This window comes from Pseudomonas sp. H3_C08, assembly GCF_054669455.1.
The window spans coordinates 3,791,131-3,816,224 of record NZ_CP162803.1 but is presented as its reverse complement, the minus strand read 5'-3'; the positions used below and the strand labels follow the sequence as shown (position 1 = coordinate 3,816,224).

Below are 25,094 nucleotides of genomic sequence, written 5' to 3'. Positions count from 1 at the left end.
CGCCCCCTGGGGGAGAGGGCTGGGGTGAGGGGGAAAGATCTCAGCCACACCGAAAATCCCAAGCCCGACTCACTCGCTCAAAAACATCTCCCGACTCAACCCATGCCGCTGCAGTTTTTCATTGAACGTGCGGCGCGGCAGTTGCAACTCTTCAAGCACCGCTTTCACATCGCCCTTGTGCCGGGTCAGCGCCGCGCGCAGACACTGCGCCTCAAACGCCTCCTGCTGCGCCGCCAGCGATTGCCCCGGATCAATCCCCGGCGCCGGTTCATCCAGGCCTAACACCTGGCGTTCGGCAACGTTCGCCAGTTCGCGCACGTTGCCCGGCCAGTCGTGGCTGAGCAGATGGCTCAATTGCGCGCCACTCAAGGGTGGAAAGGTGCGGCCCAAGCGTTCAGCGGCATTGTGGGCGAAGGTTTCGAACAGCAACGGGATGTCTTCGCGGCGATCGCGCAAGGGCGGCAAGCGCAGTTCGGCAACGTTCAGGCGATACGCCAGGTCCTCGCGAAAGCGTCCGGCCCGGGCTTCATCGAGCAGGTCGGGTTTGGTCGCTGCGACAATGCGCAGGTCAACACGAATGCTCTGGTTCGAGCCCAGCCGTTCAAGCTTCTGCTCCTGCAATACGCGCAGCAGTTTCACCTGTTGTGCCAGCGGCATGCTTTCGATTTCATCGAGAAACAAGGTGCCGCCATCGGCGTATTCCAGCTTGCCGATGCGCTTGCCCGAGGCGCCGGTAAATGCACCGCTCTCGTGACCGAACAACTCCGCCTCGAACAACTGCTCAGGAATCGCCGCGCAGTTCAGCGCCACAAACGGCTTGGCCGCGCGCGGGCCGAAATCATGCAGGCAGCGCGCGACCAGTTCCTTGCCGCTGCCGGTTTCGCCACGGATCAACACATTGACCGGCAACGCCGCCAGGTCCAGCACTTGCCGACGCAACGTCTGCAAACCACGGGACACACCAAGCAACGTCGCATCGAGTTTCGCGCGGTTGTCGGCCTGCTCGTGCAGTGCGCGGTTTTCCAGAATCAGCCGGCGTTTGTCCAGCGCCCGGCGCAAGCTGCCGAGCAGGGTTTCCGGGCTGAACGGTTTTTCCAGAAAGTCATAGGCACCGTCGCGCATCGCCTCGACGGCCATCGGTACATCGCCATGACCGGTGAGCAGAATGACCGGCAGGTCAGCGTCGCGTTTCTGCACTTCGGCCAACAACGCCAGGCCGCCCATGCCGGGCATGCGCACGTCGCTGAGGATCACCCCGGCAAAGTGCGCGGGCAGGGCGGCGAGGCATTCTTCGGCGCGGCTGAACAACTGCACCGCGAACCCCGACAGGCTCAGCCACTGCTCGACAGCACTGCGAATGCTGCTTTCGTCATCAACCACCATCACCGAGTTGAGCATCAGATGTGTGCCTCCAGATCGATCGGCAAAGTCAGGCTGAACACCGCGCCGCTGTCGCCATTTTCGGCGCTCAGGCGCCCGCCGGATTCATGCACGATGGCAAAGGATACCGCCAGGCCGAGACCCAAACCGTCGCCCACCGGTTTGGTGGTGAAGAACGGGTCGAACACCTGGCCCAAATGGTCTTCGGCAATCCCGCCGCCGTTGTCGCTGACGCTCAGCCGCCACAGTTGCTCATCGGCTTCCAGACGGATCTCCAGACGCTTGCACGGTTTGCCCTGCATCGCATCGAGGGCGTTGCGCAGCAGGTTGATCAGCACCTGTTCGAGACGAATCGCATCGCCGCGTACCCATGCCGGACGCGTCAGGTGCAACACCAGACTGACCTGTTCGTCACGCAACCGTGCATCGAGTAACTGCAATGACTGATCGACCACCGTCGCCAGATCCAGCCGCTCACGCAAGCCGCTGGGGCTTTTGCGCGCGAAGGTCTTGAGGTGGCCGGTGAGGGCAGCCATCCGCGTGAGCATCTCGTCTACCGGTTTCAAGGCTTTATAAGCATCGTCGACCCGGCCATGCTCGAGCAGCAGGCGCAGCGTCGCCAGTTGCATGCGCTGAGCGGTCAGTGGCTGATTGATTTCATGGGCCAGCGCGGCGGACATCTGGCCGAGCGCGGCGAGTTTGGCCGATTGCACCAGGCCGTCCTGCGCGGTGCGCAAATCGCGGGTGCGCTCTTCCACTAACTGTTCCAGTTCCTCACGGTTGCGCTGGCGGATTTTCGACAGGCGCCAGCGCTGGTTGAGAAACAGCAACAGAAACACCAGCGCCAGCCACACCCCGGCGGCGGCCAGCCCGGCGTTGCGCAGGTCTTCGAACGCCACTTGCGGATGGCGCAGCAGGTGCAGGGTCCAGCCTTCGGCGCTGAGGGGCAGTGATTCCCACAGATAATCGGCCGTGCCTTGCGGGCCTTCGATGCGGCGCAGGTCGCTGTTGTCATCGAAGCGGCGCAGCGATAAATGAGTCAAGGGCTGCAGCGACTGCTTGTCGTACTGTCGGGTGGCTTTGATCTCATCCATGTCGCGGGCGCTCAATGGCCGCAGCGCGCGATAGCGCCAGCCGGGCTGGTTGGCGATGAAGATGATCCCGCGCGCATCGCTGACCAGCAGGGTGTCATTGCCCTGACTCCACTCGCGTTCCAGCTCGGGGAATTCCAGCTTGACCACCATCGCGCCAAGGAACTCGTCGTTGTCGCCGAGCACCGCGCTCGAGAGGAAATAGCCGGGAATTCCGCTGGTCACGCCCACCGCGTAAAAACGCCCGGTGCCTTGGGTGCGGGTCTGGCTGAAGTAGGGGCGGAAACCGTAATTGTGGCCGACGTAACTGCTCGGCAAGCGCCAGTTGCTCGCCGCTACGGCGAGGCCCGAGTGGTCGAGCAACTCAAGGGTCGAGGATTGCGCCGCGCCGTTAATCTTTTCCAGCTTGAGATTCAGCGCCGCCTGCTCGTCGGCATCGACCGGCCCGGCCAGCGCCGAACGCAATTGCGGATCGAGCGCCAGCACGGCGGGCAGGGCGCGGTAGCGGTCGATCAGGGTGTGCAGGGAATTGGCGTACAACGCCAGTTGCTGGTTGGCGCGTGCGGCGTCTTCCTCCAGCGCCTGGCGTTCGGCGTGGCGGATCGCAAGCGTGGCGGCAAGCGCTGCGCCGGCAATGATCAGCAGGGTATACAACGACAGACGCAAGGTACGGGAAGTCGGCAGCATGCTGGGCGAAGGGTCGACAGGACGGGCGGGCACGATAGCATGCGCCCACGTGGCGAAGCGCGATGTTCGCGCGAACCATGTCGCTCAGACAGCGGTTTCTCGCGCCTGGCGTCGAAGCTGGAGATTCAACCTCGGTTTGGGAACGGGTCTGGGTCTCGGTTCTTCAGCGATTGATTGTTCCAGTTGCTGCAGACGTTCGGTAACCTCTTCGGCTTCGCTACGCGCGTCGAGTACTGTCTGAGCTGTTTCCTTTATCCTGTCGATGGCATCGAACGGGTCGACTCCGGTCCTCGCCAGCTTCATGACTTGACGTTGTTTTTCGTCATCCAGTGAGTCCAGCTGTTTGTAGAACCTTTGCTGAATATCCTCAGAGTAGGCGTTGAGGTTATTGGTGAAGGTTTTGATGCCGTCGATCAGGGCGGCGCCGCCATTGACCAGATCCTTTACTGTTTCGACCCCGTTTGAAACAGTCTCGCCGAGTGTATTCAGGCCATCCTTGAGTTCTTGAGTGTGTAGCGTTTGCGCCAACTTCAGACCTTTCTTGAAGAAGTGGTAGCGTAACAAAGGCATCGCCACGGCTCCGACAACCGCACCGACTGCCAGGCCGATGGCATTCCCGGCACCCGGTACGACGCTGCCCAGGAGCCCGACTACCGTACCTCCCGCAGCTATCCCCTTGAGGACCGATTTTATGCCGTGTTTTGACTTGAGGAAGGTGCCGAAAGTCATGCTTGCACGCAGCTCGTTGATGTCGGCGTTTTCCGGAACAAGCCCGTCGAATTCAGTCGCCAGATTATGTATCTGGTTCGCCGCTGTCTGAGCCTTGTCCAGCATCCCGAGAAAGTCGCCAAGCAATTCGAATACGGCTTTTTTACCGCCGGTCCTGTCGACGTACAGGAGTGGATTGTTGCCAACCATGGCGTACAGGTTCAGGCCATCGACATCGCCATTCGGGTCGGCGCTTATCCAGCGCTGTAACCACGGCGAGTAGTAGCGCTCGCCGTAGTAGTACAAGCCACTGACATCCATTTCCTTTCCTGAGTAACGGGTGAATTTATAGCCCACTTCGACGGCGTGGCGTGCGGCCATCCACGCTGTGGCACCGAACGGGTAGTAACCCTCCTGGCTGATCAGGTCGCCCTGTTGATCAAGCTCCATCACGCAGGAGCCGAGATGATCTTCGAGGTTGTAACGCACTTGGTCATTGGCGATTTCATCGGGTGGTTTTTTCGCCCAATGCAGGCAACGCGCACTGCCTACCGAGATGATGTGCAGTTCTTCGCAGTTGTCCTTGTTGCGGATTTCCAGGCCCGGCAGGTAGCGCACCTGATGAAAGTGCACAGTCCTGTCGGTGTACGTTTCATGGCGTTTGAACACCCGCACGCCCTGGCTGTAACGGTAGTGTTCGGCGTCGTCATCAGTGCCGTCTCGGGCAATCAGCGTCACGCGTTGCAGTTCATCCCGTGCATTCCATTGCATGGCCTGTCCCGGTTGCAGGTTCTGCTGGTTGCCGTGGCGGTCGAACAGTGTCTCGAAGTCAGGCTCCGGATCATCCGGTTTCCAGCGCACGCCGCGATTGCTGACTGAATCAATGCGCATCTGCACGGTGCGGTTGGCGCCGGCCCGTACATGCACCAGTATCACCAGATTGCCGCCGGTGTCGTAAGTGTAGGTCTGGGTGTAGTTGAGGCGGTTGTTAGGGTCGGTGGGCGTTGGCAGGCCGGGAATGTCCGAGAGCGGGCCGTCGTCGTAACCGCTGGCGCTGACCAGTCGGTACAACGAGTCGTAGCTGAAATCACGGTGACCGTCGACCAGTTGGTTGGCGAAATAGACCGGCTGGAAGGCGTGGTCTTCGATGCGGGTAATGTTGCCGACGGGGTCGTAGAAATATTCGAGGTCTTGCAGCACTGCGCCGGTGTCTTTGCGACTGGACTGAGTGTGCAGACGACTGTCTGCAGGGTCGTACGTCCAGCGACTGAGGACAAGATTACCGGCCTGCTGCTCGATGATCTGGTCGGCGGCGTTGTACTGCGCATCAAGCAACACGTGCTGCCATTGGCTCTGGCCGCTGATCAACAGTTGTACCTGCCGAAGGTGCCCGGCCAGGCCGTAGCGCGATCGTCGCCGATGGCCGCCGGCGTCGGTCTGCTCGAGCAGCGCGCCGAGCGGGCTGAACGCATGGTGAGTGGTGAACGGCTCGCCGTCGTGGAACGTGCGGGTTTCGCTCAGCGGCTGGCCGGTCAGGGAAAAACTGTCCGTGAGCAGCGAACCGGAACGGTCTTTCTGTTCCTGCAATTGGCCGCGACGGTTGTATCCGGCTTCGGCCGAGGCGTCGGAATAGGTGAACACATCGACATCGACCTCGCCATTTTCCTCGACGGCCACGAGCCGCAGTTGTTCATCGAAGCACGTGCGCCAATGGCTGCCGCGCTGATCCCACCTGCGCAAAGGTTCACCGGCCAGCCCTGGCAGCACCACACGCCAGCCGCTATCCACGCTATCGATAAGCACCGCATTGCCATTCAACGAATAAACAGTTGCCGTGTTCGCCATGGACAAGCGCGGGTCGCGTTGCGTGATCAGACGCCCGGCTAAATCGTGTTCCTGGCAGATCACCAGGGTGCTTGACGTGTTGCCTGCCATGCTTCGCAGGTAGGCGACCTTGCGAACTGGCAGGCCTCGTCCGTCAATCACTGTCAGGGAGGGCGTGCGTGAATGCATGGTTTCAGTGACCGTTTTTAAACTTGGTGAGCAAGTTGTTCCCCGGCTTTTTTGATGCCAGATGCCGCTGTCTTGCTTTGTACAGATTGTCAGTGGTCCCCATCTCTTTGTATCGCGCAAGTCCGGCCTGAGCCTGTGCGATGTTGGCGAGTACGGCTCGGTTTTTCTGTTGCAAGCCAGAACGCGTAATGACGGCCAGCGTTTCGCTGGAAGTATTGCCATTGACATTCGGGAGCACATTGGCAGGCGAAACACTGTTAACGCCCAATGCGTCAAAAGCGTTTTCCGCCCATGCAGACCGTTGTTCGATGGCCGCTTTCCAGTCGCTGAGCATTTTTTCGATCTTTTCAATTTTTACCGGGTCAAGCCGGTTCTTGATGTCTTGTGCTTCCTGCGCCCGACTTCCCATATTAAGCGCGCCGGGAATAATCCCCACCACTGACCCGAATACTCTGTTCATTATAAATAATGGGTTGACTAACGAATTGAGTGCCGGATGCAGCACTTCGCTCTTGAAGTCTTTCCATGAGTTGATTTCCTTGACGGGGGCCTCGATCCCCAGGCTTTGATCAATCGCGCTGACGGACATTTGCGAGGTCTGCGGGATCAAAGGCCCGACTTGCAGTCTGACATGGTTTGCCACTGGCTCAAGAATGGCCCCGGCGACATCACCCCCGATGTTGCCACCGACCAACGATGAAGGTTTCAACACGTTCGGTTGCACCTCGAGCGCTGGAAACATGGTGTCAAATTGGGCGCCGCCCAAAGATCCACCTTCATAACCGACAATACCTCTGACGGTTTCTCCCACCAGATTCACCGCCATGTTTAGTGCGACATTTTGATTAATGATGTTGTGTAGTTGCCATAGTAATTCCTCGGAGTGCCCCTCTACGGCAGAAGCAAACGCCGAATCCAGCATGATCACGCTTTCTGCCCGCGTGTTACCGTCCGGATCGATAAAACGGATCGGGTTATTCCCCACGAATGCATATAAATTCAGACCATCCGCCTGTTCTGCGTCGGTGCTGATCCAGCGTTGCAGCCACGGCGCGTAATACCGCGCGCCGTAGTAATACAAGCCACTGACGTCCATTTCCTTGCCCGAATAGCGGATGAAGCGGTACGTGGTTTCCGAGTTCGGTGCCATCCACGCGGTTTCGCCAAAGGGGTAATAGCCTTCCTGGCTGATCATGACGGCGTCTTGATCCAGTTCCATCACGCTGGAACCGAGATGATCTTCGAGGTTGTAACGCATTTGGTCATTGGCGATTTCATCGATTTTTTTCGCTGCCCAATGCAGGCAGCGGGCGTTGCCGAGCGTGATGACGTGCAGTTCTTCACCGTTGTCGCGGGTGCGGATTTCAAGCCCGGGCAGATAGCGCACCTGGTGGAAATGTTCGGCGTTGGCAGCGAAGGTTTCGTGACGTTTGAACACGCGCATACCCTGGCTGTAACGGTAGTACTCGGCATCATTGGAACCGCCATCACGCTGGACCAGGATCACGCTTTCCAGCTCATCGCGGGCATTCCAGAGCAGCGGTTGGCCCGGTTGCACGGTCAGTTGATTGCCATGGCGATCGAACAAAGTGTCGAAATCCGGCGGCTCGTCGCCGGTTTTCCAGCGTACCCCGCGATTGCTCTTCAGATCGATGAACATTTGCCGGGTCGAGTTGTTGCCGGCGCGTACGTGACACAGTTCGATCAGGTTGCCACCGTTGTCGTACTGGTAGGTTTGGGTGTAGTTGAGGCGATTGTTCGGGTCGCCCGGTTGCGGCAGGCCGGGAATGTCCGGCGGCGGGGCGTCGTCGTAGCCGGTGGCGCTGGTCAACCGATAGAGCGAGTCGTAGGTAAAGTCGCGGTGGCCATCGATCAACTGATTGGCGAAGTAACGTGGTTGAAAGGCGTGGTCTTCGATGCGGGTGATATTGCCGACGGGATCGTAGAAATATTCGAGGTTCTGTAGCACAGCTCCGGTGTCTTTGCGACTGGACTGAGTGTGCAGACGACTGTCTGCAGGGTCGTACGTCCAGCGACAGAGGACAAGATTACCGGCCTGCTGCTCGATGATCTGGTCGGCGGCGTTGTACTGCGCATCAAGCAACACGGGCTGCCATTGGCTCTGGCCGCTGATCAACAGTTGTACCTGCCGAAGGTGCCCGGCCAGGCCGTAGCGCGAGCGTCGCCGATGGCCGCCGGCGTCGGTCTGCTCGAGCAGCGCGCCGAGCGGGCTGAACGCATGGTGAGTGGTGAACGGCTCACCGTCGTGGAACGTGCGGGTTTCCCGCAGCGGCTGGCCGGTCAGGGAAAAGCTGTCCGTGAGCAACGAACCGGAACGGTCTTTCTGTTCCTGCAACTGGCCGCGACGGTTGTACCCGGCTTCGGCCGAGGCATCGGCGTAAATGAAAACATCGACATCGGGTTGGCCATTTTCCTCGACCGCGACCACCCGCAGCTGCTCATCGAAGCTCGTGCGCCAATGGTTGTCGCGCTGATCCCAGCGTTGCAATGGCTCGCCGGCCAGACCCGGCAGAGTCAGGCGCCAGCCGGCGTCGACGCTGTCGGATTTCAATACCGTGCCGTCCAGCCTGTAAACCGTGGTCATGCAGGGTGCCGACAAGCGCGAATCCCATTGCTCGTTCAGACGGCCGGCGTAGTCATGCTGCTGACGGGTTACCAGCGCTACGGGGCTGTCGGCCGTCACACTGCGCAAGTACCCGACCTGCCGCACTGGCAAACCACGCGCATCGCTTACCGCCAGCGCAGGTGTACGGCGATGCACGTTGGCAATCATGGCTGCGATGCCTTGGTTGGCGATGACGGCTCGGCGGTGTCGTTGAAGTCTTCGCTGGTGTGATACCAAGGGTGGTACGTCTCTCGGGAAAAGTCGCCCTTGGCATTGACCATTCCGACCTGCCGGCTCTTGACGTCATAGCTAAGCTGATCGTGATGACTCAGTGTGCGCAGGGACTGATCGTTGACGTAGGTATAGGTGTTGGCGAAAAACGCGCGGTACTGACGAACGGGCAAGCCTTTGTTGTTGTATTCGACCCGCTCGCTGATGCGCCAGCGCGGGTTGGCATCGACCACTTTGATCTGACCATCCTCGATAATCAGCGAGCCGTCGTCGTCCACGGCATACGCCTTGCCCGGGTCGACCAATTGCTGAGTTTGCAGAGCCCGGCCAAAACCGTCGACGCAGGCTTTGGTGATCTGGATCTGCGCCAGCGGATCGTCGGGGTAACGGTCGGCACTGAGGATCACGCTGTGCACCGGTTCGCGATGCACTGTTGCGATGGCGTCTTGCAGCGCCTGTTCATCAGGCGTCAAGGCACCGCTGCGCCGGGTCAGTTGGCGGCGTGTACTGGCCCTGATGTGGCCGCTGGGCAGCAGATAACCCTGAGCGATCCATGCCAGGGCGGCGCGGGTGTCGTTGGCCATCTGCCCCATCCAGCTGAACAGATCCTTGCGCAGGGTACTCGCGGCTTTTTGCACGGCATCGGTCGGGTTGGCAATTGCCGTAGCCGGGCTCCGGTCCTCCGGAAGTCTGTATTCGCTCAGTGGCCTGAAACCCGCTTCCCTGTTGTTCTCTGAGCCAAAAAAACTGGTGGCCAAGGGCTGATTGGAGGGTTCATACAACGCCTGATGAGTGTTCAGGTTGGCATCGATGATTTTCAGCGGTTGCAGCGCGTGGTAGTCGTAGTCGATGCTGGTGGTACAGCCATCCGGCAGTTCCACGAGGGTGACAGCCAGCGCATACGCGTCGTATACGGCGTGAGTGAAGCCATGGCTGAGGGTTTCGCGATAGCGGCGCACCTTGTAGAAACCGGCGAGGCTGGCGTATTCGGCGTAGCCGAAATTCGCCGACCACAGGTCATGCTCCGTGCTGCCCAAGGGATTTATCCAGAACAGAAACGGCATGGGCAGATAGCCGATCTTCTTCAGTTCGTCGCGCACGTTGAAAGGCGCAGGCAGCACGCTGTAAGCGTCCAGCGCCGTCTTGTCCAGTTGTGCCACTTCCAGTGGACCGACCAGGGCCTCGAATCCGGCAACGCCGTCGTCCAGCCGTTGGCCATCGGTACTCAAGTAGCGCTGTACAGACTGCGTGGTCAGCACCCGTTCAGCGTTCCAGTGCGCCGAATCCTCATGTGCCTTCAGGCACTCATAGGACACTTGCGCGGCTTCAAGCCCGGTGGGCAGGGTGCCTTTGGGCAAGACCAGTGCATTGCCACGCTGTTGATAGGGCAAACCAAGACGCCAATGCTGCGGATCCTTGTCCAGATCGATGAACACAGAACGGCTTTCATTGAGGTAGAACGACCGTTGTGCCGGGTCATGGGCGTCGCACCACCACTGCCGTTGATCAAGGTCGTCGAACGGTGGCGTATCGGTTTCGGTGAGCCGCCTGGCGTAGCTCACTGTGATTGAATGCGTCGGTTGGCCGTAAGTGTTGTAGCGCAGGACCACATCGTTGCGACACATGGGGTCATCGACGAAACCGTCGTACTGGTAGCTGATCCTTTCCACCACCAGCGGCAGCAAGACTGCGGCGGCATAGGCGCCTTGCTCGCGCACTTGACGCACCCGATAACGCATTTCTTCGACCGTATAAGGCGTGGTGATCCGCGGAACATCCTCGCCAGTATCGGCATAGGTCTCGATGCGCGTGACCGAGCCGACCAGCGCCCGGCAGATCTGGTAGCGAGTGTCGGCGTCAGAAGAATCCAGCTGTTCCTCGCAATCGTCCGCCTCGTGATATCGGCTGAACAGCGTATCGCCCAGTGGCACCGAATGTGCGTCGTGATTGAAATAGTCGTCACGCGACCGGTCCATCGATTGCCCGGTATGAAACCAGGTGAAGACCCGCATCGGCTCGCTGAAGCCTTCTCCCTCATCGTTGCTGGCGCTCTCACTGTCGGTTTGCTGCAGCAAGCCGAAACCGCGGAACTCGCGCTCAACGCGGTCGTAAAAACCCTCGCACCAGGTGAAGCGCTGCGTCAGGCAGTTGCCGGTGATTTCATCCAGTTGCTGCTGTTTTTTGACCACCGCCACCGGGAACGGCAGATGGCAAGCCGGAAAGCGTCTAAGGCTTGGCAAGCGGCGTTTTTCATCCAGCCATTCCTGCGCCGAGCTGCGGTAGACCACGCTGGCACTGCAACCCATGTTGTTGTTACTGCTGGTCAACAGATACGGCTTGGCCGAAACGAAATCGTAGCGCCAATGCTGCGGCTGCATGTGCGTCACCGTCAGGATCAGACTGGCGCAGCCCAGGCCTTGCAGGTCGGCGAAACTCACCTGACAGAGGCGATCGTAGCGCACGCCTTCGGGCCACGGCACGCTGATCGGTATTTGCTCCAGACCATTGCCGCCGCGATTCAGGTAGATCTCGAAGGATTCTGACATCAGATAAATCAGCGATGCGGCACCGGAACCGTCGAGATCGGCCAGACGTACGCGGGATGACTCGAATTGCTCGTAGCTGAAAGGCAGCGCGCTGATCTTGCGGCCTGTGCCAAACCGGCCGTGGCCCAGGTTCGGCCAGCAGCGGATTTCGTCATGGCGTATCCGGCACAGCTCGGGCATGTCGCTACCCAGCAGGTTGCCCAACAGCACCAGTTCTGTGCGCGAATTGCTGAACAGTGGCAAGCGGTCGTCGTCGGGTTGGTGAAGCACCTCTTCAGGCGCGGCAAAGCCCTGTTCGCGCTCGTTGGCATAGAGCCGCACCGAGTTTGGTCCGATCAATGCCAGGCTTCTCAAACCATCGCCGCTAAAATCGCCGAGTGTCGAGAGGGTTTTGAAAAACTCCGGCGGAAATTTGCTGAAGGGGACGAAGTCGGCAAACTCGCGTTGTTCTGTCAGGGTGCGAAAACCACTGATACCCGGTTGCGCGGTGACCCAGTCGAGCCGACCGTCACCGGTCAGATCGGTCAGCAGTTGCTGGACCGGACGGTTGCGATCGGCGAGCGGAATCTTTTCCAGTGCGGTCCATGGCCCATAGCCGATTTCATCGGTGCCCTTGGCCGCACGCAATGGTTCGCGGTAGTACCAGGCCTGGTCATAACGGCAGAGGAAACCCGGCACACCTTCGCCATAAAGATCCACACACTGGTAAAAACCACCGTCCTCGATACCCGGTTGAACATCGAGTTCGAAGACGCGCGCCGGGGTTTTATTGATGTCGAAGGGGGCGTAGTCGAACTCGACCGGCGGCGTGTTTTCGACAATGCCGCTCGCATCGAATGCCTGATAGTGCGCCGCGCTGATCTGGCTGTAGGCCCACTGCGCGATATTTTGCGGTTGGTGATATTCCAACAGCAGGCGGCGTACCAGTTTCGGTTGGTCAGTCGATTGCTCGGGAAAATGATGAAACAGCAATGCCTGCTGGCAGAGTCTGCGAGTGCCCAGTTCAAAACCCTGACCGTGGGTTGAAAAGCTGTCTGGGCGAACGATCCAGGGTTTGAGGGAGGCACCGTCATATGCCGGAATATCGGTCAGTGACGTGCTGCGTTCGCCGTAATCGAACAGCAGATGAAAGTGCCAGTCCAGTTCGGTCGGATTGTCCGTGGTCCAGCTGTACAGATTGCTGCTGGCCGTGAAGTTGCCGTAGCACACGCGGCGCAGATAGCGCTGGGCGCGGTAGTCATGCAGCGGGTCGGGATCCTGATCATCGGCCTTATATTCGAAACAGATGTGTTCGCCGCGCGCGTTCATGCTTTCGCACAGCAGCCAGGTGGCGATGCGTCCGGGAGCCTCGGGATCGGCGACGCGTGTCGCTTCGGTCTTGCCGTAAAGGTGCAGCGAACCGTCGGCGCCATGGATCAGCCAGAACACCGCTGGATTGGCTTCCCGGGTCTGCCGCTGCCAGCACTCGCGCAAGGCAAAGTCGCTTTCGATATGCGGCCAGTAACGCACCACTCTGTGCGGGCCGATGGCGACGCCGTTGTAGGTGTTTTCTTCACGGAATTTGATTTCACCGTTTTCATCCAGCTCCGGCATCCACACTTCGCCATCGGCACCGACGATCTCGTCGTGATCGGTATAACGTGGCACGCCTTTGTTGGTTCTGCGATTGATCTGACCCACGCCGGCCAGGTGCCAGGAAAGGCCGAATGGACCATTGCCACTCTGACTGCTGTAACTCAGCGAGAACCGAGGATCCCAGCCCCGCCCGGCAGACGTCGGAATCGGCAACTCGAACGAGGCGGCTCCGGTCGGGCCCACAGCGCCCCAACTTTTGCCGATGGTGGCGATCGATGCGCTTTTGGCGATGGAGGGGGTGGTGATGCTCAATTCTTGCTGATCAGGCATGGTCGAATCCATTGCGCACGGGGAGGGCGTGAATGGGCTGACGCTAACAAGAAAGGCATTGAAATGAACCTGTCAGATCTGACAGGTGCGCAAGATCATTTTGTATGCATTGACGGAGTTTTTATCGCGTTCGGTTTGCACAAACAAAAAACGGCCGGATCATCCATGGGATGAACCGGCCGTTTTCATCGAGGCGAAGCGCTTACTGCACTTCTACCGCCAGGCTTTCGCTGATCTTCTGTTGCCAGATCGCAGGGCCGGTGATGTGCACCGACTCACCTTTGCTGTCCACCGCAACGGTGACCGGCATGTCCTTGACCTCGAACTCGTAGATCGCTTCCATGCCCAGTTCGGCAAACGCCAGCACTTTCGACTTCTTGATCGCCTGAGCCACCAGGTAAGCAGCGCCGCCAACGGCCATCAGGTACACGGCTTTGTTGTCCTTGATCGCTTCGATGGCGGTCGGGCCGCGCTCGGATTTACCGATCATGCCCAACAGGCCGGTCTGCTCGAGGATCTGCCGGGTGAACTTGTCCATCCGCGTCGCGGTGGTCGGACCAGCCGGACCAACCACTTCGTCACCGACCGGATCAACCGGGCCAACGTAGTAGATGAAGCGACCTTTCAGATCGACCGGCAGGGTTTCACCCTTGTTGAGCATCTCGACCATGCGCTTGTGCGCGGCGTCGCGACCGGTAAGCATTTTGCCGTTGAGCAGCACTGTTTCGCCCGGCTTCCAGCTCTGCACGTCTTCTGGGGTCAGGGTGTCGAGGTTGACACGGCGAGCCGATGGGCCGGCTTCCCAGACGATTTCCGGGTAGGCGTCCAGCGGTGGCGCTTCCAGCGAGGCCGGGCCGGAGCCGTCGAGCACGAAGTGTGCGTGACGGGTGGCGGCGCAGTTCGGGATCATGCACACCGGCAGCGAGGCTGCGTGGGTCGGGTAGTCCATGATCTTCACGTCGAGCACGGTGGTCAGGCCACCGAGGCCCTGGGCGCCGATGCCCAGCTGGTTGACCTTCTCGAACAGCTCCAGGCGCATTTCTTCAATGCGGTTCTGCGGGCCACGGGCCTTCAGTTCGTGGATGTCGATGGATTCCATCAACACTTCCTTGGCCATGACCGCAGCTTTCTCGGCGGTGCCGCCGATGCCGATGCCGAGCATGCCCGGTGGGCACCAGCCGGCGCCCATGGTCGGAACGGTCTTCAATACCCAGTCAACGATCGAGTCGGACGGGTTGAGCATGGCCATTTTCGACTTGTTCTCGGAACCGCCGCCCTTGGCCGCCACGTCCACTTCCACGGTGTTGCCCGGGACGATGGAGTAGTGAATCACGGCCGGCGTGTTGTCCTTGGTGTTTTTCCGAGCGCCCGCCGGGTCGGCGAGGATCGAGGCACGCAGGACGTTTTCCGGCAGGTTGTAGGCGCGACGTACGCCTTCGTTGATCATGTCGTCCAGGCCCATGGTGGCGCCATCCCAACGTACGTCCATGCCGACGCGCACGAACACGGTGACGATACCGGTGTCCTGGCAGATCGGGCGATGGCCGGTGGCGCACATGCGCGAGTTGATCAGGATCTGCGCCATCGAGTCACGGGCCGCTGGCGATTCTTCGCGCAGGTAGGCTTCGTGCATCGCCTGGATGAAATCCACGGGGTGGTAATAGGAAATGAACTGCAGGGCGTCGGCAACGCTCTGAATCAGGTCGTCTTGCTTGATCACGGTCATGAGTCGCGCTCCTCTAAAAGACGGGAACATTCAATAAGGTGCCTGCGGCTTGGGTGCATCGGTCGGTCGCAAGCACCTTTCAAGGCACGCCGGGGCTGCTGGCGCGACGCTAAAAAGGCGCGGCAGTATAACGCGCCTCGGTGGGGCGTACACGCGCCGGCAGTCATTCGTTGGTCGCATGGGTGGGCGAATATCGGACAGCGGGTTTGCACTTCAAGATTCCCCCCCTCACCCCAGCCCTCTCCCCAGGGGGGCGAGGGGGAAAGGGAGCTGATCTTCATGCTGTTCAAACCTGTGCTCGACTCGGGAAAGGGAGCTGATCTTCATGCTGTTCAAACCTGAGTTCGACTCCGGAAAGGGGGGGGCGATGTTAATGCTGTTCAAATCTGAGTTCGGCTCGGTATTTCAGGTCGGCGTATTGCCAACAACCGACTCGGTCAGTCCCCTCTCCCTCTGGGAGAGGGCTAGGGTGAGGGGCTTTTGGCGGTATACGCAGGCCACACTTTTGACGTCAAATTTCGAGCCCGAAAATCGGTGGTCATTTATCGACTACGCCTCTAAAGTGGCAGCCGGTCTGTAGAGTAGGACACTCGGTCAGCCTCTTATCGCACGGTGAGTCAACGATTGACCCATAACGCCATTCAACGCCTTTTACTCAAACGCTTTGCCCTCGCTGCGGCCACCTATGGATTGGCTTTGCTGCTGCTGTGGCTGGCGTTTTTCACGGGGCATTACGAGCAATCCCTGACTTCTGTGGCCGTCGGCAGTGCGCTGGTGGTGATCAGCCAGTCGGTGTTGTTCGCGCTGTTCTACAGTGGGCGCAACCTGCGCTTTGCCGATCCCAGCCTGACCGAAGCGCAGGTGTTGATCGGTCTCGGCTGGCAGACCTGGCTGATCGCCCATCTGGATGAAGCCCGCGGCGCCTTTCTGGTGTTCTACGTGCTGATCCTGCTGTTCGGCCTGTTCCATCTCAGTCGACGGGCGTTCATCCGCTGCGCATTGCTGGTGTTCTTCAGTTTCTGTGCCATCACGCTGTGGGACGGTTACAACTTCCGCTTGCGCGAGCCGGCGCTTGCCGCTTTGCAGGTGTGCATTCTGGCAATGGTGCTGGCGTGGCTGGTGCTTTACGCGCGCTTCGTCCAGGTTTCGCGGCAACGCCAGCGCCAGCGCCGGTTTGCCTTGCAGGCGCATCAGGACACTCTGCGCGGGATGATGCGCCAACTGGAAGATCTGGTCGCCACTGATGAATTGACCGGGTTGTTCAATCGTCGGCACTTCCTGCGTCTGGCCACGCGAGAGCTGAATGAAATGGACGACGATGTCGTGCACGGTCTGGCGCTGATCGACCTCGATCATTTCAAACGCATCAACGACCTGCACGGCCATGCCGCCGGCGATCAGGTGTTGCAGGCCTTCGCCGGCGTTGCCCAGGCGTGTCTGCGCGACGGCGATGTGCTGGCGCGTTATGGTGGTGAGGAATTCGTTGTGTTGTTGCCCGATTGCGACGCCGAACGGCTGACTGCTTGCTGTGAACGTCTGCGTATTGCCTTTACTGACGTTGAACTGGTCGGCCTGAATGTGCGCAACCTCAGCCTGTCGGCCGGCATGACGCTGTTGGCGTTGGGCGATGATCTGGACGACGCCTTGCAGCGCGCCGATCAGGCCTTGTATCGGGCCAAGCGTGACGGGCGTAATCGTTGTGCGGCCGCGTGGGAGAACGTCGATGCCTGAACTTCGCGTCGGTGAACGACAATGGTCAGTGGCCGCGGGCTGCAATCTGCTCGATGCCCTCAATCAGAATGGCGTCGCCGTGCCTTACAGCTGCCGCGCCGGCAGTTGCCATGCCTGTCTGGTGCAATGCGTGCAAGGCCTGCCCGCCGACAATCGGCCGGACGCCTTGAGCGCCGAACAGCGTCAGCAAGGCTGGCGCCTGGCGTGTCAGTGTCAGGTCGTCGAAGACTTGCAGGTGCACACCTTCGACCCGATCACCGATGGTCGCCCGGCAGTGGTCGAAGCGCTGGACTGGCTCAGCGACAGCGTCCTGCGCTTGCGTCTGACCCCGCAACGGCCGTTGCGCTACAGCGCCGGGCAACATCTGGTGTTGTGGATCGGGCACATTGCGCGGCCGTATTCGCTGGCGAGTCTGCCGGAAGAAGACCGCTTTCTCGAATTCCATCTCGATTGCCGCCAGCCTGGTGAATTCAGCGATGCCGCACGAAAATTGCAGATCGGCGATCCGATCCGTCTCGGCGAACTGCGCGGCGGTGCTTTGCATTACGATCCCGACTGGCACAGTCGCCCCGTGTGGCTGCTGGCCGCTGGCACCGGTCTGGGCCCTTTGTTCGGCGTGCTGCGCGAAGCCTTGCGCCAGGATCACCAAGGCCTGATCCGCGTCATTCACGTGGCTCATGACGATCGCGAGCACTATCTGGCCAAACCCCTGGCGGCATTGGCTGCGCAGCGGGAAAACCTCAGTGTCGAGCTGTGGACGGCGGCCGAGTCAGCCGCCGCTTTGGCGCAACTGCGCCTTGTCTCCCGGCAAACCCTGGCCTTAGTCTGCGGTTCGACGGCCAGCGTCGACGCCTTCGCCCGGCGTCTGTACCTGGCCGGATTGCCGCGCAATCAACTGCTGGCCGACGTGTTCCTGTCCCGTGGTTGAGCGCTGATATTTCAGACGCGAGACACATCATGACCGAAGCCATCCTGCTGGAACGCGAACGCGGTTTGCTGACCCTGCGCTTGAACCGCCCGGACAAGAAAAACGCCCTGACCCGCGCCATGTACAGTCGCCTCGCCGAGGCGCTGAAACAGGCCGATGGCGACCCGGCGATCAACGCCGTGCTGATTACCGGCAGCGCCGAATGCTTCACGGCCGGCAACGACATCGCTGACTTCATCCAGCAACCACCGAGTGACCTCGACAGCCCGGTGTTTCATTTCATGCTCAACCTGCTTGAGTGCCGCAAACCGGTGATTGCCGCTGTAGCCGGCGCGGCGGTGGGCATTGGCACCACATTGTTGCTGCACTGCGATCTGGTTTATGTGGCCCGCGATGCGCGGTTGCGTATGCCATTCGTCAACCTGGGTTTGTGCCCGGAGTTCGGCTCCAGCCTGATCCTTCCACGTCTGCTTGGGCAGGCCAAAGCGGCAGAGTTGTTGTTACTGGGCGAAGGCTTCAGCGGTGAACAGGCGGCGCAGTGGGGGATTGCGACCGAAGCATTGGGTAGCGGCGCTGCGGCGCTAAGCAAGGCGCGGGAAATGGCGCTGCGTTTCGATGAACTGCCGGCCGAAGCGGTGCGTATCAGCAAGCAATTGATGCGAGCGCCGGATCGCGAGTTGATTCGTAAGGTGATCGAGGAGGAGGGCGCATTGTTCACCCAGCGCCTTCGTTCGCCAGAAGCAATGGTGGCGTTGACCGGATTTATCAAACGACATTGAGATTGTCGCTGACTGTGCCGGCCTCTTCGCGAGCAAGCTCGCTCCCACATTGGAATGCGTTCCCTGTGGGAGCGAGCTTGCTCGCGAAGAGGCCGGATCAATCGGCACATTTTCCAGAGCAGAAAACAAAAAGCCCCGGCACTCACATGCCGGGGCTCTTGTTTTTCAGCGCGTCACTCAGACCTGCGGGTCGCCCACGTGCAGGATCTTCATGCCGTTGGTGCCGCCGGTGGTGTGGTAGCTGTCGCCCTTGGTCAGGATGACCCAGTCGCCTTTTTCCACAACGCCGCGTTTGGTCAGCTCGTCGATGGCCTTCTGGCTGACTTCGTGCGGTTCCAGCGAAGCCGGATCGAACGGAATGGTGTACACGCCACGGAACATTGCCGCGCGGGCCTGGGCTTCGCGGTGCGGGGTGAAGGCGTAGATCGGCACCGAGGAGCGGATACGCGACATGATCAGCGGAGTGAAGCCACTTTCGGTCAGAGCGATGATCGCTTTGACGCCCGGGAAGTGGTTGGCGGTGTACATGGTCGCCAGCGCGATGCTTTCGTCGCAACGGCTGAATTCCTTGCCGATACGGTGGCTGGAGGTCTTGCCGGTCGGGTGCTTCTCGGCGCCGACGCAGATGCGCGCCATTGCCTGCACGGCTTCCAGCGGGTACAGACCAGCGGCGGATTCGGCGGACAGCATCACGGCGTCGGTGTAGTCGAGTACGGCGTTGGCTACGTCGGACACTTCGGCGCGGGTCGGCATCGGATTCTGGATCATCGACTCCATCATCTGGGTCGCGACGATCACCGCCTTGTTGTGGCGGCGTGCGTGCAGAATGATTTTCTTCTGAATGCCGACCAGTTCGGCGTCGCCGATTTCCACGCCCAAGTCACCACGGGCAACCATCACCGCGTCGGATGCCTTGATCAGGCCGTCGAGGGTTTCGTCGTCCGCTACGGCTTCAGCGCGTTCGATCTTCGCCACCAGCCAGGCAGTGCCGCCGGCCTCGTCGCGCAGTTGACGGGCGTATTCCATGTCGGCAGCGTCACGCGGGAAGGACACCGCGAGGTAGTCGACTTCCATTTCTGCAGCGAGCTTGATGTCGGCCTTGTCTTTTTCAGTCAGGGCCGGCGCGGTCAGGCCGCCACCGCGACGGTTGATGCCTTTGTGGTCGGACAGCGGGCCGCCGATGGTCACGGTGCAATGCAATTCTGTTGCGGTGGCGGTATCCACGCGCATTACCACGCGGCCGTCGTCGAGCAGCAGCTCGTCGCCCACGCCGCAGTCCTTGACCAGATCCGGGTAGTCGATGCCGACCACTTGCTGGTTGCCTTCGGTCAACGGATGGCTGGTGGAGAAGGTGAACTTGTCACCGATCTTCAGCTCGATCTTCTTGTTGGCGAATTTGGCGATACGGATTTTCGGGCCTTGCAGGTCGCCGAGCAGGGCGACGAAACGGCCGTGCTTGGCGGCGAGGTCACGCACCAGCTTCGCGCGAGCCTTGTGCTCGTCGGGGGTGCCGTGGGAGAAGTTCAGACGGGCAACGTCCAGACCAGCCAGAATCAGCTGTTCGAGAACTTCCGGCGAGTTACTGGCCGGGCCAAGGGTAGCGACGATTTTGGTACGACGGACGGACATGCAAAGACTCCTGAGTTCAAGCGCTAGCGAAGGCTACTATGCTCGAAGGGTGTAGTCATTGTTCGTTTGCACTACTTATCGTTTTCTTTATTGAACGCAGCGTTTTTCAATTCGACGTTCCAGGCAATACACCGTTCATCGGAACTGGTATTTCTTACAGGTGTCACCCGGTTTTCCTGTCGGTATAAAAAATCGCATCTCGCCAATGGTTGGCGAGGTGAAGAGGCTGCCGACATGACCGTAAAAAAAGACGCATCTGAAGCACTCGAGCCACCAGTGATTACTTCACCGCAAAATGGGGATAGACCAGGTGCAAGGTTTGTCGTGAAGGGGACCGCTACTCCTGGCAGTACCGTGCGCGCTTACAGCACCAAGGATTCTTTGAGTCCGCTTTTCAGTCAAGATGTTGGCCCTGGTAACAGCTGGTCGAGTTTGATAGACCTGCGGCAGTTCGGATTCTACGTTGTCGAGGTTGCACCCGACGGCGAAGTCTCGCCACGTTCACCCGTCGTCACAATCCATCTCGCGTCCGAGCTGTCCGCGCCGCACAACGATGCCGTTGACTCCTGACGACTCGATTCACTGCAGCGTGCAAGGCGGCATTGAAGATTTCCAGTCGCGGGTCGATACAGAGCACAAGACAGGAGAACCCCCATGCGATTGTTGCCCATTGCCGCCCTTGCCCTCAGCGTCCTCGCCGTTTCGGGCTGCACCCGTTGGTCGATGAACCACCATTTGAACAACGCCTACAGCGCCTACGATCGTGGCAACTGCGAGCAGGTCATGCTCGAACTGTCCAAGGTCGAACGCGCCAGCCGTGCCCGCCCGTACGTTTGGCCGGAAGTGTCGATGATGCGCGGCCAGTGCCTGGAACGGCAGAAAATGTTTGTCGACGCGGCACAGACCTATCAGTTTATCATCGCCTCGTACCCGAACAGCGAATACGCCTATCGCGCCCGTGCACGTCTGGAAACCTTGCAGAGCCTGGGCCATTACCCGACGCGCAGTGCCGCTGCCGTGGTGCGCCCGACCCGTTTCTGATGACAGTTGTCATACAAAATCTGGCCGTGTGTACAAGCTGAGCTATAGTCGAATAACCCGGATTCGGCACCGCGTTCTGAATCCGGAGCAACACCTGCGACTGGCAGTTGTAAGGTGACGGCGACGTAGCGACCGTCACACCGGAAGCGGGGAGAGCGAGCCTGCGATGCAGGCACGTTCCGAAGCAAGGTGCGGCTCTGTGACGGAGCCTTGCATGGCGAACTGCGCATGTTTACCGAACGGATTGAACGGCATCAGTTGCCGTATTTCCTCAGAGTGTTCAACAGCGTCACCGACAAGCCCATCGGTTTTCTCGGCAACCTCTCCGAAGACGGGCTGATGCTCATCAGCCAATTGCCCATGATGGTCGGCGTGGACTTTCAGTTACGCCTGAAAATCCCCGCCAGCGATGGCTGCCAACAGGTGATCGACTTCACCGCGTGCTGCGTGTGGTGCCATGAAGACGCCACGCCGCTGCACTACGACGCCGGCTTCGTCCTGCAACGCGCCCCGCCGGAATTTGGGCAGCTGGTGCAGGCGTTGCAGCGTTATTTCAGTTTTCAGCCGTTGCCGGCTTCGGCCTGATTCAAACCCGCTAAAAGCTTCGCGAGCAGGTCGCGCCTACCTTCGATTTGTGGTGTGTAACAGATCTTGTGGGAGCGGGCTTGCCCGCGAAGGCGTCTCCACTGGAACACGAGTTGCTCGGTCAAGCTGGGTCATACACCCGTTCGTTATTCAGCCTTTTCGGCTAGCCACATGCCCACCTCACTCAACTGGCAATCGCCATCCCCAGATGCTGTGTTTTGCTTTTTTCGGCCATCTCGCGCCTTGCAGCCATTACCAAGCCCGACGCCTCTAAGCGCCTTGTCGACTAGGGTTACCGTTGGTCGGGACTGTCAGGTTTGACAGGTGACAGGTATTTGCAGGAGCGCTGATTCTGGAGTCGGTTTTTAATTCGCGAATGCGGGAGAAAGAACAGTGACGGATGATTCAGAACTTCCCCTTGGCTGGGCAGCGCCTACTTTTTCTCCCAATGTTAGCGGAACTCTTCAACAGTTCCCCCTGACTATTCGGGTCAACACAATACCGAACAACCTGACAAAGCGTGAGGTCCACTTCAAGCTTAATGGCAACCATTGGTACGAAATGGATCCAGGCTCAAACTGGAACGAGCAATGGTACGACGTCATTATTCCTGAAATAAAACATAGTGACCGTCTGGAAATACATACGCGTTACGTAGGGGGAATGGTGGGATCGGACTGGGGCTTCTCAGGGCAGTTCCGCATCATCAAGCCTTTGGTAATTATCTGGCCGCCTCAAAATAGTTTTGTTTCTTCATCAATAATTATCTCTGGCACCGGAGCCTGGGATAATCCCGTAATTGAGGTGACGACAGGCGACAAGTCTTTCAAAGGCAAGCCAAACCTTGACGGGACCTGGACTGCCGAAGTGGAAAAACTCCCCCTCGGCAGACACAGCTTGCATGCGACACAGACTTTCGGTGGTAAAACTTCCAAATCCACGGAATGGAATTTAACGGTAATCGAGGAGCCGCGAATAATATCTCCAGTAAGCGGTGCAGTGATCGGTGAGGCAAAACCGATTGTTTCCGGCACTGGTAAAGTCTATGCAAGTATCAACCTCTACCGGCGAGGAACCCCCCTGGATAGCTATGGTTCAGGAATTGTAGAGTTTGACGGTCACTGGAAAATAGAGCTGACCAAAGCGCTCTCATGGGGAAGTTTCATACTGGTCGCAGAACAAACGTTCGACAAATCGACATTGCTTTCTAACCCTGTCGATCTCACGGTTAACCTTTCGCCCGTTATTTTAGATCCGGCGGCGGGTACGCTACAGTCTCAATCGTTTGACCTTTCAGGTGATTTGGCCATCCAGGGTGCCACCCTGGCTGTTTACATGGATTTGGGATCAGAGCACGTGGGGGAGGCCGCGGTTTCGGCTGGGACCTGGAGAGTGCCGGTAAATGTCCAGCCTGGACCCGCTTCACTCGTAGCGATACAAACTCTGGACAATGTCCCTTCACCTCGCAGCGCGCCTCGAGATTTCCGGATCCGGCCTCCCAAACTGGCAGAGCCTGATGTCACCTTTCTTCCTGATACAAGCTTGAAGTTCTCCGGTATCGGTCATTACGACAAGAACCTGCGTACCGAAATCCAGTTCTCTGCCAGCAACGGCTCGCTGCCTTTGCCTCCCAACGTCCGCGTCAATGCCCAAGGCCAGTGGGAAACTGCCCCCGTTGTCTGGCCTCTGGGCAGCTACGATGTGACGGTGATTCAAAAGATCGCCGACAACGCCAATGGCTGGATCGAATCGCAGCCTCTCGAGTTCAAAGTCCACAACAACATGCCGGATATCACCGAGGCGAGCTACACCGAGGAGTATCTACCCGTCTTCAGCGGCAAAGGTTACACAGGCGCCACCGTCTCGCTCAGGTTTCCCGATACAACCGAGGCTGCACGAAGTGTAGTGGTCGTGAATGGCCAATGGTCGACTCCGGCATTGGTGGAGTGGGGGCCAACCAAAACGCGGGAAGTGCGCATTACACAGCATCTGGGAGACCATTCCTCGCAACGTCCTTTCAGCTTGCACGTCACGATTCCACCGCTGGCGCCAGGCCTGGATGATCCTTCCGGGGAGGGGCTGGAGCCGATTTTCAGTGGCACTTGTTGGTCTGGAGCGGTGGTAAAGCTCCGGTTCAGCGACGACGGCTTGGAGTACGAAGCGGATGTGGAGGGTGAGCGCTGGGCATTTCAGCGAACCAAAGCATTTGAACCTGGAGTCCTCCACCGCGTCACCGTTACCCAGATCGTTGTCGATCTCCCTTCAGTGCCGGCATCGAAAACCTTCACTGTCTACAGAGTCATGTTGCAACCGCTCATCGTCGCGCCGGTATCCGGCACAGAAGTGGGGTACGACGTCACCATTGAAGGTGATAACGGCATGCAGGGCGCGATGATGCAATTGCATGACAGCCAGATGGGAAGAACGCTGGGTGCTCCGCTCGAATTGCTTGAGGAGGGCAAATGGTCGATCGAACTACGCGATCTGGAGCTGAGGCCTTACTTCCTCCATGCGCAACAGATACTTAACGGGCAAGAGTCGACCAACAGCGCTGTGCACGAACTCAAGGTGGTGGTGCCGCCGCCTCGATTCACGACGCCGATCCCTGGCGGGAAAGCGCCGCGCACCTCGAAGATTGCTGGCACTGGCCGACCTGGCGCGCGGGTGGAGGTCTGGCTGGAAGGCGCTACTGAGCCATTGCTGACGGATATTGAGGTGAACGCATCAGACAACTGGGAAGCCGAAGTGAGTTTGCCGGTGGGAAACACAACCATCTGGGCTTTTCAAACCTTCGTCCACAATGGCACTCCACAACGCTCTCAGCCCAATGAGCGTTTGCGTTACAAGGTCGTGCCGGCGGCTCCGTTTATCGAAACCCCGACTGCCGAAGACCATGTCGGCCGACGGGTCGTGGTGTCGGGTTTCGCGACGCCCGGCGACACCGTGACCGTGACGCTGGGTAGCGACCAGGCAAGCGCCGAGGTGCGGGAAAACCGGACGTGGTCGGTAACGCTGAAGCCTGGGCAAAACGAAGGCAATCATGAACTGGAAGTTGTGGCGGCTTACGAAGGGTTTGAATCCGATAGCGCGAAACGCACGGTTCAGCTGGCAACTTATCTGCCCACCATTGAGATACCCGCGCCGGGACGCTGGGTCAGCAACCCGGTGCTGTTTGCCGGCACGGGCCGTCAAGGTGTCGGTGTTCTGGTCGACCCGTTCAACCCGGACAAGACATGGGCAGCGTCGATTCAGGTCGACCGTGACTGGCAAGGCCTGTCTGACCAAGCGCTACCGTTGGGTGGCAACTGGTGCCGTTTCAAGCTGCAACCAAGCGATAGCGATCCGCTGGGTTCCGACTGGATCGCCAGTGAGCGGTTTGAAATCGAATCAGCACCGACGGATAGATCACGCTTGTAAATTTCCGATGAACGGGCATTAAACCTGTCACTTCTGACAGTTGTCGGCTGCTGCGTTCAAGCGCTAAATCC

The 25,094-nt window shown here is 59.4% G+C and carries 14 protein-coding genes; 7 read left to right on the top strand and 7 right to left on the bottom strand.

What is annotated here, in order from left to right:
- Positions 1 to 69 precede the first annotated feature (69 nt).
- The 6 genes from AB4N74_RS17425 to AB4N74_RS17400 all read right to left on the bottom strand — a co-directional run bounded on the left by AB4N74_RS17425 (position 70) and on the right by AB4N74_RS17400 (position 14,913).
- Positions 70 to 1,398 carry a sigma-54-dependent transcriptional regulator gene (locus AB4N74_RS17425; protein WP_257356000.1) on the bottom strand — a complete coding sequence of 443 codons (1,329 nt, stop codon included), beginning with the start codon at positions 1,396 to 1,398 and terminating at the stop codon, positions 70 to 72.
- Complete coding sequence (locus tag AB4N74_RS17420) at positions 1,398 to 3,158, bottom strand: ATP-binding protein (RefSeq protein ID WP_460101172.1); 1,761 nt, start codon at positions 3,156 to 3,158, stop codon at positions 1,398 to 1,400. The genes AB4N74_RS17425 and AB4N74_RS17420 overlap by 1 nt, the downstream gene beginning before the upstream one ends.
- A gap of 84 nt (positions 3,159 to 3,242) precedes the next feature.
- Positions 3,243 to 5,879 carry an RHS repeat-associated core domain-containing protein gene (locus AB4N74_RS17415; RefSeq protein ID WP_460096727.1) on the bottom strand — a complete coding sequence of 879 codons (2,637 nt, stop codon included), beginning with the start codon at positions 5,877 to 5,879 and terminating at the stop codon, positions 3,243 to 3,245.
- A gap of 4 nt (positions 5,880 to 5,883) precedes the next feature.
- Complete coding sequence (locus AB4N74_RS17410; protein ID WP_460096726.1) at positions 5,884 to 8,673, bottom strand: RHS repeat-associated core domain-containing protein; 2,790 nt, start codon at positions 8,671 to 8,673, stop codon at positions 5,884 to 5,886.
- On the bottom strand, positions 8,670 to 13,187 hold the full coding sequence (locus AB4N74_RS17405; protein WP_460096724.1) for a SpvB/TcaC N-terminal domain-containing protein: 4,518 nt from the start codon (positions 13,185 to 13,187) through the stop codon (positions 8,670 to 8,672). Before AB4N74_RS17405 ends, AB4N74_RS17410 begins: the two co-directional genes overlap by 4 nt.
- Before the next feature lie 202 nt (positions 13,188 to 13,389).
- Positions 13,390 to 14,913 carry a fumarate hydratase gene (locus tag AB4N74_RS17400; RefSeq protein WP_007916251.1) on the bottom strand — a complete coding sequence of 508 codons (1,524 nt, stop codon included), beginning with the start codon at positions 14,911 to 14,913 and terminating at the stop codon, positions 13,390 to 13,392.
- A gap of 624 nt (positions 14,914 to 15,537) precedes the next feature.
- Here AB4N74_RS17400 and AB4N74_RS17395 point away from each other — a divergent pair.
- The 3 genes from AB4N74_RS17395 to AB4N74_RS17385 are packed head-to-tail and all read left to right on the top strand — an operon-like array spanning position 15,538 to position 18,351.
- On the top strand, positions 15,538 to 16,644 hold the full coding sequence (locus AB4N74_RS17395; protein ID WP_460096721.1) for a GGDEF domain-containing protein: 1,107 nt from the start codon (positions 15,538 to 15,540) through the stop codon (positions 16,642 to 16,644).
- Positions 16,637 to 17,572, top strand: coding sequence for an iron-sulfur-binding ferredoxin reductase (locus AB4N74_RS17390; protein WP_093430519.1), 936 nt, complete (start codon positions 16,637 to 16,639; stop codon positions 17,570 to 17,572). The genes AB4N74_RS17395 and AB4N74_RS17390 overlap by 8 nt, the downstream gene beginning before the upstream one ends.
- A gap of 29 nt (positions 17,573 to 17,601) precedes the next feature.
- The gene (locus tag AB4N74_RS17385; protein WP_093430518.1) at positions 17,602 to 18,351 is read left to right on the top strand and encodes an enoyl-CoA hydratase-related protein; all 750 of its coding nucleotides are present in this window, start codon (positions 17,602 to 17,604) and stop codon (positions 18,349 to 18,351) included.
- Between the two features lie 177 nt (positions 18,352 to 18,528).
- Here AB4N74_RS17385 and pyk read toward each other — a convergent pair whose 3' ends face one another.
- Complete coding sequence (pyk, locus tag AB4N74_RS17380) at positions 18,529 to 19,980, bottom strand: pyruvate kinase (RefSeq protein ID WP_093430517.1); 1,452 nt, start codon at positions 19,978 to 19,980, stop codon at positions 18,529 to 18,531.
- Positions 19,981 to 20,070: 90 nt separating this feature from the next.
- Here pyk and AB4N74_RS17375 point away from each other — a divergent pair, with 90 nt between their 5' ends.
- The 4 genes from AB4N74_RS17375 to AB4N74_RS17360 all read left to right on the top strand — a co-directional run bounded on the left by AB4N74_RS17375 (position 20,071) and on the right by AB4N74_RS17360 (position 25,023).
- Positions 20,071 to 20,550, top strand: coding sequence for a hypothetical protein (locus tag AB4N74_RS17375; protein WP_460096719.1), 480 nt, complete (start codon positions 20,071 to 20,073; stop codon positions 20,548 to 20,550).
- 84 nt (positions 20,551 to 20,634) lie between these two features.
- On the top strand, positions 20,635 to 21,021 hold the full coding sequence (locus tag AB4N74_RS17370; protein ID WP_093430516.1) for a tetratricopeptide repeat protein: 387 nt from the start codon (positions 20,635 to 20,637) through the stop codon (positions 21,019 to 21,021).
- 228 nt (positions 21,022 to 21,249) lie between these two features.
- The gene (locus AB4N74_RS17365; RefSeq protein ID WP_093430706.1) at positions 21,250 to 21,606 is read left to right on the top strand and encodes a PilZ domain-containing protein; all 357 of its coding nucleotides are present in this window, start codon (positions 21,250 to 21,252) and stop codon (positions 21,604 to 21,606) included.
- Positions 21,607 to 21,999: 393 nt separating this feature from the next.
- Complete coding sequence (locus tag AB4N74_RS17360) at positions 22,000 to 25,023, top strand: hypothetical protein (protein ID WP_460096717.1); 3,024 nt, start codon at positions 22,000 to 22,002, stop codon at positions 25,021 to 25,023.
- The last annotated feature ends 71 nt before the right edge of the window (positions 25,024 to 25,094 follow it).

Excerpts from the sequence above, each read along its gene's own strand:
- AB4N74_RS17425 (WP_257356000.1), bottom strand. The coding sequence starts at position 1,398 with ATGCTCAACTCGGTGATGGTGGTTGATGACGAAAGCAGCATTCGCAGT.
- AB4N74_RS17370 (WP_093430516.1), top strand. The coding sequence starts at position 20,635 with ATGCGATTGTTGCCCATTGCCGCCCTTGCCCTCAGCGTCCTCGCCGTT.
- AB4N74_RS17400 (WP_007916251.1), bottom strand. The coding sequence starts at position 14,913 with ATGACCGTGATCAAGCAAGACGACCTGATTCAGAGCGTTGCCGACGCC.
- AB4N74_RS17405 (WP_460096724.1), bottom strand. The coding sequence starts at position 13,187 with ATGCCTGATCAGCAAGAATTGAGCATCACCACCCCCTCCATCGCCAAA.
- pyk (WP_093430517.1), bottom strand. The coding sequence starts at position 19,980 with ATGTCCGTCCGTCGTACCAAAATCGTCGCTACCCTTGGCCCGGCCAGT.
- AB4N74_RS17390 (WP_093430519.1), top strand. The coding sequence starts at position 16,637 with ATGCCTGAACTTCGCGTCGGTGAACGACAATGGTCAGTGGCCGCGGGC.
- AB4N74_RS17415 (WP_460096727.1), bottom strand. The coding sequence starts at position 5,879 with ATGCATTCACGCACGCCCTCCCTGACAGTGATTGACGGACGAGGCCTG.
- AB4N74_RS17410 (WP_460096726.1), bottom strand. The coding sequence starts at position 8,673 with ATGATTGCCAACGTGCATCGCCGTACACCTGCGCTGGCGGTAAGCGAT.
- AB4N74_RS17420 (WP_460101172.1), bottom strand. The coding sequence starts at position 3,158 with ATGCTGCCGACTTCCCGTACCTTGCGTCTGTCGTTGTATACCCTGCTG.
- AB4N74_RS17365 (WP_093430706.1), top strand. The coding sequence starts at position 21,250 with ATGTTTACCGAACGGATTGAACGGCATCAGTTGCCGTATTTCCTCAGA.
- AB4N74_RS17385 (WP_093430518.1), top strand. The coding sequence starts at position 17,602 with ATGACCGAAGCCATCCTGCTGGAACGCGAACGCGGTTTGCTGACCCTG.